The following is a 12,896-nucleotide window of genomic DNA, read 5'->3' as shown; positions in this document are numbered from 1 at the left end:
TTTCTCTCTCCTATTTCGTTGTAAAGAAGTCTGCGATTGGGCCTAAAGCCATCGCTGGTAAAAAGCTCAGTGCACCGATCACGATGATCACAATGATCAGCATCGTGACAAAGACTGGACTCGTGGTTGACAAGGTTCCTTCATTACGAACGGTTTTCTTTTTGGCACCCATGTTTTCTGCCAGATACAAGATGGCTGCGATGGGAACGAAACGTGAAACGAACATCAAGATACTCCCCAAACTATTTAGGAAAACAGTATCTGCGGTCAAGCCGCCAAAGGCACTCCCATTGTTGTTGCTAAAGGAAGTTGCTGCATACAGCAGTTCGCTAAAGCCATGGGCGCCTTGGTTGGTTAGCCAGCTCATGATATCAGGATGCAAGGTCATCAACATAGCCCCGAAAAGCGTCAGTAGCAATGGCGTCAAAATAACGATACTCGTCATTTTAATGTCAAAAGCTTCGATTTTTTTGCCGATATATTCAGGTGTTCGTCCGACTAATAAACCAGCGATAAAGACCGTCAATAATAGAAAAGCGATCATGCCATAAAGCCCACTGCCGACACCACCAAAGATGATTTCCCCCAGCTGCATCAAGAACATCGGGATCGCACCCCCAAGTGGTGTGAAACTATCCAGCATGGCATTGACTGATCCACTGGAAGCAGCGGTGGTACTCACTGCCCAGAGACTCGACCAACCGACACCGAAACGTACTTCTTTGCCTTCTAGATTGGCATTCCCAAGCACTTGACTGAATTGCGGTCCATAAGCTTCACTGATCACTACGCCAATAAAAGCTAGGATCAAAAAGACGGTTGCGGTGATCAAGATCGTACGTCCTTGTTTCCACTCTTTGATCCAAAAGCCAAAGGCAAAAATCAAAGCAGCTGGTAGCAACAAGATCGCTAAGTTTTCTAAAAAGTTACTGAACATCGTTGGGTTTTCAAATGGATGGGCAGAGTTGGCGCCAAAGAAACCGCCGCCGTTGGTCCCTAATTGCTTGATGGCGATTTGACTCGCTACTGGTCCGAGCGCCATCCAAAAGGATCCCCCCTCAAATCCATTGACTTCCACGCCGCTGCTCAACGTTTGGACAACGCCTTGAGACAGGAGCAAGATCGCTAAAATCAATGAAAGTGGCAAAAGGATATAGAGCAAGGAACGGGTGATGTCTTGCCAAAAATTCCCTACCGTACGTTTTTGTTTTTGCTGCAGCCCACGAATCAAGGCACACAGTACAGCTAATCCTACTGCCGCAGATAAGAAATTTTGCACTGTTAATCCTAATGCTTGGGAAAGATTGGTCAGTGCTTCTTCCCCAGCGTAAGCTTGCCAGTTCGTGTTCGTCACAAAACTGACGGCTGTGTTCAATGCTAAGTCAAAGGACATATTCTCAACGGCTGCCTCTTGCGGTAACCAGTGCTGAACCATCAATAATCCGGTCAAGCCGATGATGGAAAAGACACTGACGGCCAAGACGGAAAATAGATAGGTTTTGGCGGTCATTTCTTTTTTGCTGACCGAACCAATCACTCGATAGGTCAACCGTTCAATGGGTTGAATAAAGCGGACAAACCGCGGTGTTTTTCCTTGCATGATTTCTTTGATATACCAGCCCAAAGGAACCGCTGCTGCTAGTAAGATCAGTAAAAATAAAAAGCCTTGCACAAAATAGCTACTCATCGTTCTCCCCCCTCAAACAAGTACCAAAAGAGATAGATCATTACGATCACTCCGATTATTCCTAAAACAAGATTCATATTCTTCACTCCTTCATGACGTAAGCATACGCAAAAAGAAATAAAAATAGTGTAAATCTTCTGCTAGCATCTTTATATCTTCTTTATACGGCTGCTTATCGGACAAGAAAACCGCAATACAGCAGGTATTAAAAAAAACAGCGGATATCTTTCACGATATCCGCTGCTAGAGTCATTGCGACTTATTTCGTTTTTCTGCTTTTGTTCGTGTGTTTCTTACGAAAGAAGACGATCCCCGCTAGAGCAACAAGGCTCACTCCTGCAATCGAATAGCCTTGAGTGATGGCTGTACCAGTCTTTGGTAGCACCCGTTTGTCCTTTGCGGTCGCTTTGGTTTGTTTGTCAGTCTGCCCTTCATCCGTTGGTTTTTGTTGCCCTTTGTCAGAATCATCTTTCTCTGGTTGCTGATCGTTCTCTTCTGGTTCTTCTGCTTTTTCAACGACTTTGATCGTCGCTGTGGCGGTGACTGCTTCTTGTGAGCGAGTACCAAATAAACGTGCGAAAAAGTTAGGATTTGCTGCTTCATCAGTGACGATTGAATAAGTGACTTGATAGGTGCCCGTTTTCTTCGTATCCACCGAACCGTCCACCAGCAGTTGCTCCAATGCGAGTGACTTACCGTCACGATCTGTAGCGGAGACAAAATTGTCGGCTGCTGTCCAGTTGTCACCGACATAAATCACGCTATCTTTCACAGTCACAGAGGTTTGGTCTGCCAACACGGTAATTGTGGCAGTGGCTTCGGCTTTGCCATTGCGATAGGTTACTTGGTATCTGCCTGGTGTGGTGCTGTCAACTGTACCTACTGTTGTGATATCAGTCAGTTGCACTTCTTTGCCGTCTTTATCTGTTGCAGACACAAAGTTATCGGCAGCTTGCCAGTCTTCACCCTCATAAATCGTACTGTCTTTGGCAACTACCGTTTCTTGGTTGGCAACGACCGTAATCATCGCAGTTGCTTTTACATTGCCATTTTGATAAACCACTGGGTACTCGTCTGCTTTGGAGGTATCGACTGTGCCACTAACCGTCACTCCTGAAAACGGTAGACTTGCTCCCGTTTTGTCTGTGGCTGAGACAAAGTTGTCGGCAGCTTCCCAATCGTCGCCGACGTATAGGGTACTGTCTTTAGCTTTAATGCTTGTTTGATCAGCTAACACGGTGATCGTCGCTTTTGCTTCGGCTTTGCCATTGCGATAAATCACTTCATATTTCCCTGGTGTGGCGCTGTCGACTGTACCTACTGTTGTGATATCAGTCAGTTTTACTGCGTTGCCGTCTTTGTCTGTTGCCGACACAAAGTTATCAGCAGCTTGCCAGTCATCACCTTCATAAATCATACTATCTTTGGCGACTACCGTTTCTTGGTTGGCAACGACCGTAATCGTAGCAATAGCTTCCATTTTCTCATTGCTATAAGTAACTTTATACTGACCTTCTTTGCTCGTATCAACTGATCCGCTAACAATCACTCCTGAAAATGGTAGGTTTGCTCCGGTTTTGTCTGTGGCTGAGACAAAGTTGTCGATTGCTTGCCAGTCATCCCCGACATATAAGGTGCTATCTTTGGCTTTAACTGATGTTTGCTCAGCTAACACGGTGATCGTCGCTTTCGCCTCAGCTTTGCCATTGCGATAAATTACTTCATATTTCCCTGGTATGGCGCTGTCGACTGTACCTATCGTTGTGATATCAGCCAGTTTTACTTCGTTGCCGTCTTTATCTGTTGCCGACACAAAGTTATCGGCGACTTGCCAGTCATCGCCTTCATAAATCGTACTATCTTTGGCGACTACCGTTTCTTGGTTGGCAACGACCGTAATCGTCGCCGTTGCTTTAACATGGCCATTCTGGTAAACCACTGGATATTCGCCTGCTTTGGAGGTATCGACTGACCCACTAACCGTCACTCCTGAAAATGGTAGGTTTGATCCGGTTTTGTCCGTTGCGGAAACAAAGTTGTCGGCGGCTTCCCATTCATCACCGACATATAAAGTACTGTCTTTAGCTTGAACGCTCGTTTGATCCGCTAACACGGTAATCGTGGCAGTTGCTTCGGCTTTGCCATTGCGATAAATGACTTGGTATTCTCCTGGTACTTTCGTATCCACGTCACCACTGGTGGTGACTTCTGCCAAGCTTAACGGTTGTCCCTTCTTATCCATTGCTGAAACAAAATTATCCGCAAGCTCCCACGCATCTCCAACATAAAGTGTACTATCCTTGGCAACGACTGTTTCTTGATTGGCAACCACGGTGATCGTCGCTGTTGCTTTTTGATTGCCGTTTTGATAAACCACTGGATATTGACCTTCTTTGGAAGTATCCACGGTTCCACTAACGGTCACTCCTGAAAATGGTACATTCGCTCCTGTTTTGTCCGTTGCCGAAACAAAGTTATCAACCGCATGCCAGTCGTCCCCGACGTATAAGGTGCTATCTTTTACTTTGACTGATGTTTGATCAGCTAACACGGTAATCGTGGCTGTCGCTTCGGCTTTGCCATTGCGATAAATGACTTGGTATTCTCCTGGTGTGTCCGTATCAACTTCGCCGTTGATAGTCACGTCTGCGATTGTCACTGCATTGCCGTCTTTATCCGTTGCCGATAGAAAATTATCAGCTGCTGTCCATGCATCGCCCACATATAACGTGCTGTCTTTGGCTGCTACCGTTTCTTGGTTGGCAACCACGGTGATCGTCGCTGTTTGACTAACACTGCCGTTGATGTATTTGACCTCATAGGTGCCAACGTTTGTCGTGTCGACCTCGCCATTGACTGTGATTTCCGAGAAGGTCAACGCATTGCCGTGTTTGTCTGTCGCTGAAACAAAGTTGTCTTCAGCATGCCATTCATCTCCCACGTAGATCGTGCTATCCTTGGCGTCGATCGTCGACAAGTCTTCTTCTGGTGTGATGCCGACAGAAAGATGATTGCCCGTCCGGTTCACTTGCACCTCTTTACCAAGCTGAAGTTCCTGTGGTATGACGTAACCTTCTGGGACGTAGGAAACATAAAGCGTATAGTTCCCCGTATAAATATCAGTTAATTGGTATTCTCCATTTTCATCCGTTACGACAGAAACGATATCTCCAGTCAATTGATTCCAAAGCGTCAAAGTAACCCCCGCAATCTTCTCAGTTGGTTCTTCGGTATTATAAACATCAAGCGTCGCATTGGTTTTGTAGATGATCCCGCTGGAATCGCCTGCCGAAAATTGCAGATTGGCCACCGTCGAGGTAGCCGTCCGTTTGGCTTCCGACAAGGTATCGATCGTATCAGAAACGATCGTGGCTGAGGCTGAGATTTGGCCGGCGTTTTGTGAAAGGACGTTGTAACTGATTTCGATATTTTTCGTTAGAACATAGTTTGAAAAGACAAGCTGTACGTTCCCATCAACTTCTTTGACTTCATAGCTGTCATCTGGCACATTCGAAACAGTGATCGATCCTAAATCGATTTCGCCATTGGTGTTCCCTAACGATTTTAGAAGGATCGTTGGATTTGCTACTTTTTTCGAGCCATCATCGATATTTTTTGTCGTGACCTTGACCTGCGTCATGTTTTTCGTATTATTGACGGTATTTTGCGTAATGCCAATAATATCTGTCGCCGTATTGGATACTGAAACTGTGGCTGTGCCTTGTTGATTATTAGATAACGGTTCTTTTGCATAACCAGGTACATAAATCGTACTCATTTCCTGCCATCCATTGGCGTATTGATAGGAAATAATGTAGCGCCGATTGGTCGTCCCAAAATCAAAGGTATAATAGTTGGTTTCTTCATCATGGGTGATCGTTGGATAATTCGGATCACTTTCCTTCATGGCTTGGTTATCATAATAACCGCGATCCCAATACTGTGGATAAATGCCACTGACTTGTTCATTGGAAACATCGATGATCGAAAACACGACATCGGTATTTTTCGGTACATGAGTTTCAACGGTCAAATCACTGATGGTATCTTGACGCGCGTTGACTAAAAACTGATTCTTACTGCTTTGGAGCGTGCGTTCAGAGTACAGTTTCCTACCGGTATAGACGGAGGTATGAACCGTGTCAAGTCCCGTTGCGGAAATCGTGATTGGAATTGTATCATTAGGAATCGATTTTGTCGGTGCTAAACTGTCTGGCACGTAATTGAAGCCAATATCAAATTGAACGGAATAGGTAATGGGCGACGTAAAGGTGACCATCGTTCCTCCTGCTACTTCTTCAATCGTATAATCTTTTCCTAATGTGTAGTAAAAACTGACTTTTGGTACCTTTCTCAAAGAAAGATACTCTGGGTGTTCAATAAACATTTGTAAATTTTCGATTGGTTGTGAGTTTCTGCCTTCGATGTTGATGGAAGTATCACTCATGTAAGCACCATTTTGCTCATAATTTCCCCAAGCCGTTTCAGCATTGTTGGGATTAAGAACACTGATTGGTTCGACATAGTTGTCTTCAACGATTTTGAATTCTCTATTGGCGATCAACGGTGTCGAGACATTAAGAATGATATCTTTCTGATCAAAGGGTACGGTTACGTTCGTGGAACCAAGAGTGAGATTGCTGTCTTTTGTAGCGGTCACAATCAGTTTGTCCCCGTTATTTTCGACAGAAAAATAATCCGCAAAAGTCACATTTTGATAGAAGGCATCTCTTGCTGTTAACTGTTTCGCCGTGATCGGCTGTCCGTTTTGACTCGAAAGGATGATTTGTTGACCAGCTTTCATCTCCGTCGGCATTTGATGAATTGATACATAGTAGTTTCCTTTAGAAAGGCCATTCATAAAACTGGCAGAAGCAACCCCCATATAATACCTAGAATCGACTTCTTTTTCATCTTTGCTGGTTTTTGCGATAAAGGAAAACCCTCTGTTTTGGGCAGTTGTTTGTTTTAGCTGTACCGAACCAAATCCGGTCGTTGGATACCCTTTTGAAAAAGAAGCAGTATAATCCGTCAGCTCGGTCAAACTCATGGTGAATTGATAAGAAACCCCATAAGCCCTTTGTTTGTCCATCTGTTTGATTTCAACAGCAGTATTATAGAGACTATTTGAAGCGATCGTATAGTCAGTCCCTTCAGCTAATGCTGTCTGCGTTTCTGGCTTGATTTTCCCATTGATATCGACCTCATAGCTGAAAACTTCTAATGGTTGAGTGTCAATCTTTTTGAACACTGCTCCCGGTGTATCAACCAATCGCAATGAGAGGGTCTCTGTCCCAGACAACATCCGATCGGTATTGTAGTAAACCATTCCTTCCATCCCAAAGACATTTTTTTCTGACACATATTGAATCGGATCGACCTCTTCATACAAATCAATCGCATAGCTTGTCTGGTTTTGATCGCCGATCTCAATCGTTAGCTGAGGCTTATCTTCTGAATATAGATAACTAGTCAACTCGATCGAAAAAGAGGCATCATGAACCGATTGATTAAACGTGATCATCAGTTGATGAGCTGCACTATCTACAGCCCACGATGCATTGATCGCTTCATTGGTTCCTTGCACATCACTAAAGCCAAGGCCTTGCGGCAAGTCAAAAACAGCAGTGGTGCCAGCGAAATAATCTTTGTCATTGATTTCAAAATCCAATTTCAGTTTCACTGGACTATTGTTTAAGATTCGTGTTTCTTCCGTTCGGCTGAATTCTTCGCCAGAAATGGTCAGCAGGGTGCCTTTTTCCAAAAGTTCTTGGTCATTGATGCGCGTGCTGACACGAGGTGTGTGTTGCTCTTCTTTGGTTTCTTTTGAATCGGATGTTGAAGAACTTTCTTGTCTCGCATGGCTAGAATCTTCCGTTATATTTGAGGAAGCCGATGTGGTCGTTTCACTTGGTTCCGTGTTTTCTGAACCAGCTGATGATTCTTCTTTGTTCGCTTCGGAAGAATAATCTGTTTCAGCATCCTCAGCTGCTTGTGCTTCGTTTCCGTTAGCATCATTTGTCGATTCAGTCATCGTTTCTAGTAGTTGATCGGATTTGTCTAGCGTGTTGACGGTCTGTTCTTGTTCGGTTGTTTCCGCTATCGCCATGATCGGAGTGATCACTTGAGTGATTCCTAGTGCGGTAACAACGATCCCATGACAAATTCTTTTGCTTCTCTTATTCATTTTTTCCTCCAATAAATGTATGTAGTTTTAACTGATTGCCTTACGGATTTTTTTCCCGACTTCTAACTCTTCTCCATTAAAAAAGCACAAAACATTGTTTGTTCGATCGATCATTTTGATTTGTCGCGCATTGATAATGTAGGATTTGAAGACGTTATAATACTCTGGCAGCTCTAATTGTTTGATCACCTTCAAGGAAGTTTCGAGGAATTCGATCGACTTTTTTTGGTGAAAAGCGATTCGGTTTCGCTCTCCTTTGATCGTTGTAATATAGTTGATTGCTTCTGCATCAACCACCATCAACTCTCTTTTACTGACGATTTTTAATAAGTGCTTTTTTCCGAGTAATGATCGTTTGACTTCGATCGCTTCCGTTAATAAATTTCTTAGCTGCATTGCCACCTCCTTTTCTTTTGTATCGATGATCCCTAAAGGACAGATAAGATTCAGCTTCTTGATTTCGATTTTGGAGGCATAGGCACCATAAAAAGCGATTTGACACTTTTTGCATTGTTCTCTCAAGCTTCCTGCTAATTGAAAACTTCGATCAAATCCTTTCATTTCAATGGAAAATAAGAAGAGATCGTTCACATCTGTTAGGTATCCGTCAAGAAAAGGGGCTAATTCTTCAGGTGAAAGAATCTGCACTAAAGAATGCGGAACACGACTTTCCGTAATCATTTTCTTCATCAAATTCCCATTAAAAAAGTTGTCATCTACTATATAAACAGCGAAATTGCTCAAATTTGCAGACATCTTAATTCTCCTTTTTGCATCATTTCTAATTGTATTCTTAATCAAAAATGCCTGCTTGCACTTTCAAACGAATTAAAGAAACATTCATGCAAAAAAGGTAGTTTAAATTAAAAACAAAGTAAGAAAAGACGCTGTAATTGTTCTAAACCTATTATAGATAAAAAGACACGCTAAAGAGTTTTCTTAAAGCTTTTATAAGGGAGTAAGCGTAGCCATCAGAAAAATATTATGTTTTTTTAACAATATCTACGAAAGACTTCAAGGGAAGCGGAAACATTATTATGTAAAGTTTTATGATAATTTCATGTGAAAAAAAACGATCAGAACCCAACATCACAAACGTTATTTATTTTCCACTGGATGCTTCTCTCCTTTCAATGATTGAAGAACAATTATTCATCAGTGATGACATGAACTCCTATTGGCGAATGTCAAAATTCCCTCTGCACTGTTCTCAACAAAACGTGCGGAACACGAAAAAACCATTTATTCTCAATGATAAATGGTTTTCTTTCCTGATTCTTTTTATGAGTGGTACTGCTTTTAGCTATTTGAAAACATTTCTTACTATAATAGTAGACTTTTCCTGCAACCACCGTTGATTTCCACTACCTGCTAATCATCACTTTTATTCAATGCTCGCTTCAGCTTACGATTATGCCAAATCAAATAGGCGATGATCAGACATAAAACACCACCGATCAATAAATAGAGAAGGATCGGCGAAGAGGTTTCTTTAATACTGACATCTTGCTCGTTTCTTTCTTGCGCTTCTTGCCTTGCAACTTGGAAGGTCGGCTCTCCTTGCCATTGTTGATCAGCTGCTTTGAGGGTCGTTTTTATTTCATACTCTCCTGATTGCAGTTCGTTTCCATCTAATGGCAGTGCGTAATTCATTAACGCATTGGGCGCTAATTGGATCTCTTTTTCTCCTTTGATCGCTGTTGCTTGTCCATCATGAAACACTTCATAAGCAAGCGTGGCCTTGCTAAGATAATTTGCCGCTGTATTTTCCACCGCTACGATGATGACATTGCGGCGATTGATTTCTTCCAGATGGGCTTCCTCAATCCGAACCGCTGGTGGGATGTCGGTCTCTTTGTTACGGAGCAACACCGCCACTTCTCTGGCTAGTAGGTTTTGGACATTTCCTTGAAATTCTTCACTGCCGGTTTGCTGGACGTATAGTCCCCCTGCCAAAATCCCATCAAAGGATTCAGATGGCATCTGGACTGTCAAGGTGATTTCTTTTTGCTCACTAGGGGCTAACGAAAGAGTTTCATCACTTAAAGTGACGAGTTCTTCGATCGCGTATGGAGCAGAAGGCGTTGCTTCCTCATTTGCCCCAGAATACTCAACGACGCCCGTCATATTCGTGACCGCTCGATTAAAGGATAGCTGTAGATTGATTGGTTGCTCGCTTTTATTGGAAACCATGACCGCTAGTTTTTCTTCTGCCTTGGGCTCCAGCAACAAATCATAGTACATCAGCTCTTTGTCTTGCTGTGACTCTGGCAATTTGATTTGAACATCGAAGGTATCAAGTGAATCTGCTGCCCCCGTAATGCTCGTACCAATGAAAAATAAGACCGTTAGAATACTTACTACCCAATACTGAAATCCTTTGCCTCGAACTTTCTTCTGATGCATCCTGTCAGATCCTTTCTACACAAAATAGGAAAGAAAAATCAGCTAGCATAAAAAGCAGCCGCTCAGGCAAGCTGCTTTTTTTCTGCTAACTGTTACGCAATGACTACTGCCCTATGGGGTCGTCGGCGCACTGCTGATCGTCCAAACGAGGGTCGTTTGGTAGGTTGCTGATTGTTTTTCCGTATTAGCTGGGATCGAAAGGGTAAATTGTTCTAAAGGCATCGACGTTTCACCAATCCCTTCGCCAGCATTGGCGGTCAAGAACGCATACTCATTGTTGATCGCCGCAAAATCAAGCTCGCCATTGGCAATATCACTGGTTCCTGTTGGCGGCGAACTCAAGTTATTGGTCAACGTCCCCGTATCTACCGTTAATACCGCACCGTCCAACGTGCTGTCTCCTGCCGTAAATTGGGTTGCTTGCCGTACTTTGATCGCCCAAGAAGAGTTCGCCTGTCCTCGGTTATCGCTGACCGCAACTGCCCCTCTTTGCAGCGTTGACCCATCCCCAGGTAGTCCAGTTCCATCCGTAGTAGCCACCCATGTTTCGGCATTTTCTGTTTGGATTTCATGGGCACCAAAATCTAAATTCGTTGGTAGCTGCGTATTGGGATCACTCCCGCCTTTATCCGGGTCAAACACGATGCCCCCAGAGGTATATTCTACGACACCGGTCGTGTCATCTGCTTGCACTGTCGCACCAATGCTAAGTGCAGTCAATACCCCCAATGCGCCTATTATCGTTTTCTTTGAAATCATTTTGCCATCCTCCTTTTTTTGATGCAAATGATCAATGCCATACTAGTGAAGAATCCGCCTATTACGGGCAACCAAAAGTGATTGGTTTCTGCAAGCTGTGGCAGCGGTTCTTCTGCGTTAGTGACCGTTTCTTGACTGGTCGGTGGTTCAATTTCTTCATCAATGGAATCACTGCTAGCTGTTTCCGTTGGTCCTTCATAAAACTCAATGTTGCCGGTCGTCGTATTGGCTACTGCTGATGGAACGATACTGTAGAAACTGCCGATCATCAAAATCAGGAGCAGCACAAGGGAATTTTTTTTCATTCTGCTCTTCCTTTTCAAGGTGTATCAGAAACGGTCCACACGACTGTGGCGCGATACTGACCTTGAAATTTCGGTGTTTTCTCAGGTACAAATAAATTGAACTGGGAAAAATTAACAGTCAGTCCACCAGTCGATGCCGCATTTTCCAACGTCACCACATTTTTTTCGACATTTTGCTGCAGGGCAATCGTTGCATTATCAGGTAAAACCACTCGACCGTCTGTAAATGACGAATTGACAGTTCCAAGCTGAACCCTTAATTCGGCAGCTGCCAATGTTCGCGTACCATTGACCCAATTGGTGGATTGTCTGACCTTGACTTGCCATTTTTTCTGACGATTGCGGGTATCATTGATCCGTAAAATCCCAGTTGTAGCTGCTGCGCTTTGGTCGCCGTTGGCGGTTGCCCGCCATGTCTCACTCTTTTTCGTTTGAATGGCATGTCGGCCAAAATTCAGCTGAGTCGGCAGATTTGTCCGATCCATCGTCAGTGCTTCGACCATGAAATAAATCATGGTTTGGCGACTGCTGATATTTAGCGCACTAAAGTTCAAGAGATTGATGTCCGTCGGCTTTGCCTTCAACACAGAAGCCGAAAAATTGGCGGTCCAATTTGCGGACAACTGTCCTGGACCCGAAAGTAGCGTCGGAATTTGAACATCCGTTGCTCCTAAAACGGCTGCATCCGCCATTTGTTCTTGGACGGTTGCCAAATTATTTAACGCTGACGTTACGGTGCTAAGCAAGGTATTCAGCAACCCTTGCAGCAATGCACGAACGACACCACCAATATCGATGCCGATCACTCGGATCTGGGTATTTTGAATCGCCGTGCTTAAATTCCGTAAAATTTGCGGGACATTGGTTCCTAAAACGACACCGAGGTTCGAACTCATATTGGCATACAACGCTTCTCTTTGGGTGGTGAACTGCAACGGACTGCTTATTTCTACATTGCCTAAATTACCAACAGTTTTTAGCAAGGAAATTTGCTGATTGACAGCCGTTAAATCGATTTGCACAATTCCGAGATTGAGATTTAATGAGCTGGTCAAGGAATCAAGCGCTGTTAAGATCGCATTCAAAAGCGGGACATTGGCAATATTGACTGTGGTCGACGTTTTGATAGCTGCTGATCCGTTGGCACTGATGCTAGTTCTCAACTCTGTGGGGATCGCCAACAAAGCAAATTTATCCTCACCGTTGACATTGACAGAAGCGTTCAAACCCCCGTTCCCTTTGATCGAAAAAGTCACTGGTCGATTTGTCACACTGCCTGGCCAAGGTGCACTTGCTGAAGTACCACTTGTATTGGCACTTGTTAAATTGCTTAAAATTTCCACATCTAATACGTTCACTGCCGCCTCGGCTTCTTTGGTCGTTGTTAAAAGATACAAATTGACGAAACTGATGCTGGTCAACAAGAAAATCAACTGAGCGATCGTCCATTTGTAAAAACGTTTTTCCCTCCTTCTGCTTTCCATACCATTTCTAACCCTTTCTTTACGAAACGATGATCAATGCTTCAACGTTTTGATTCACTAGAGATACC

General features: G+C 43.7%; 7 protein-coding genes. All 7 read right to left on the bottom strand.

What is annotated here, in order from left to right:
• Positions 1-10: 10 nt before the first annotated feature.
• On the bottom strand, positions 11-1,687 hold the full coding sequence (gene kdpA, locus IGI71_RS05875; protein WP_275851087.1) for a potassium-transporting ATPase subunit KdpA: 1,677 nt from the start codon (positions 1,685-1,687) through the stop codon (positions 11-13).
• 259 nt (positions 1,688-1,946) lie between these two features.
• Positions 1,947-7,874, bottom strand: a complete 5,928-nt coding sequence (locus IGI71_RS05870; protein ID WP_430616235.1) for a bacterial Ig-like domain-containing protein — start codon at positions 7,872-7,874, stop codon at positions 1,947-1,949.
• A 27-nt stretch (positions 7,875-7,901) separates the two neighbouring features.
• Complete coding sequence (locus IGI71_RS05865) at positions 7,902-8,630, bottom strand: LytTR family transcriptional regulator DNA-binding domain-containing protein (protein WP_015509411.1); 729 nt, start codon at positions 8,628-8,630, stop codon at positions 7,902-7,904.
• A gap of 615 nt (positions 8,631-9,245) precedes the next feature.
• Positions 9,246-10,280 (bottom strand): DUF916 and DUF3324 domain-containing protein, encoded by a 1,035-nt coding sequence (locus tag IGI71_RS05860; protein WP_142967186.1) that lies wholly within the window; start codon positions 10,278-10,280, stop codon positions 9,246-9,248.
• Positions 10,281-10,391: 111 nt separating this feature from the next.
• Positions 10,392-11,039 (bottom strand): WxL domain-containing protein, encoded by a 648-nt coding sequence (locus tag IGI71_RS05855; RefSeq protein WP_074535099.1) that lies wholly within the window; start codon positions 11,037-11,039, stop codon positions 10,392-10,394.
• Entirely contained in the window at positions 11,036-11,344 is a 309-nt protein-coding gene (locus IGI71_RS05850; RefSeq protein WP_142967185.1) for a hypothetical protein, read from the bottom strand. Before IGI71_RS05850 ends, IGI71_RS05855 begins: the two co-directional genes overlap by 4 nt.
• Before the next feature lie 14 nt (positions 11,345-11,358).
• The gene (locus IGI71_RS05845; protein ID WP_142967184.1) at positions 11,359-12,828 is read right to left on the bottom strand and encodes an adhesive domain-containing protein; all 1,470 of its coding nucleotides are present in this window, start codon (positions 12,826-12,828) and stop codon (positions 11,359-11,361) included.
• Positions 12,829-12,896: the final 68 nt, after the last annotated feature.

Source organism: Enterococcus sp. DIV1279b (genome assembly GCF_050531515.1).
In the GTDB taxonomy this organism is placed as follows: Bacteria; Bacillota; Bacilli; order Lactobacillales; family Enterococcaceae; genus Enterococcus_D; species Enterococcus_D casseliflavus.
This window is presented reverse-complemented; position numbering and strand designations above follow the sequence as displayed.

What these genes read in the sequence shown, in the direction of transcription:
- kdpA (WP_275851087.1), bottom strand. Translation starts at nt 1,687, where the DNA reads ATGAGTAGCTATTTTGTGCAAGGCTTTTTATTTTTACTGATCTTACTA.
- IGI71_RS05870 (WP_430616235.1), bottom strand. Translation starts at nt 7,874, where the DNA reads ATGAATAAGAGAAGCAAAAGAATTTGTCATGGGATCGTTGTTACCGCA.
- IGI71_RS05865 (WP_015509411.1), bottom strand. Translation starts at nt 8,630, where the DNA reads ATGTCTGCAAATTTGAGCAATTTCGCTGTTTATATAGTAGATGACAAC.
- IGI71_RS05860 (WP_142967186.1), bottom strand. Translation starts at nt 10,280, where the DNA reads ATGCATCAGAAGAAAGTTCGAGGCAAAGGATTTCAGTATTGGGTAGTA.
- IGI71_RS05855 (WP_074535099.1), bottom strand. Translation starts at nt 11,039, where the DNA reads ATGATTTCAAAGAAAACGATAATAGGCGCATTGGGGGTATTGACTGCA.
- IGI71_RS05850 (WP_142967185.1), bottom strand. Translation starts at nt 11,344, where the DNA reads ATGAAAAAAAATTCCCTTGTGCTGCTCCTGATTTTGATGATCGGCAGT.
- IGI71_RS05845 (WP_142967184.1), bottom strand. Translation starts at nt 12,828, where the DNA reads ATGGAAAGCAGAAGGAGGGAAAAACGTTTTTACAAATGGACGATCGCT.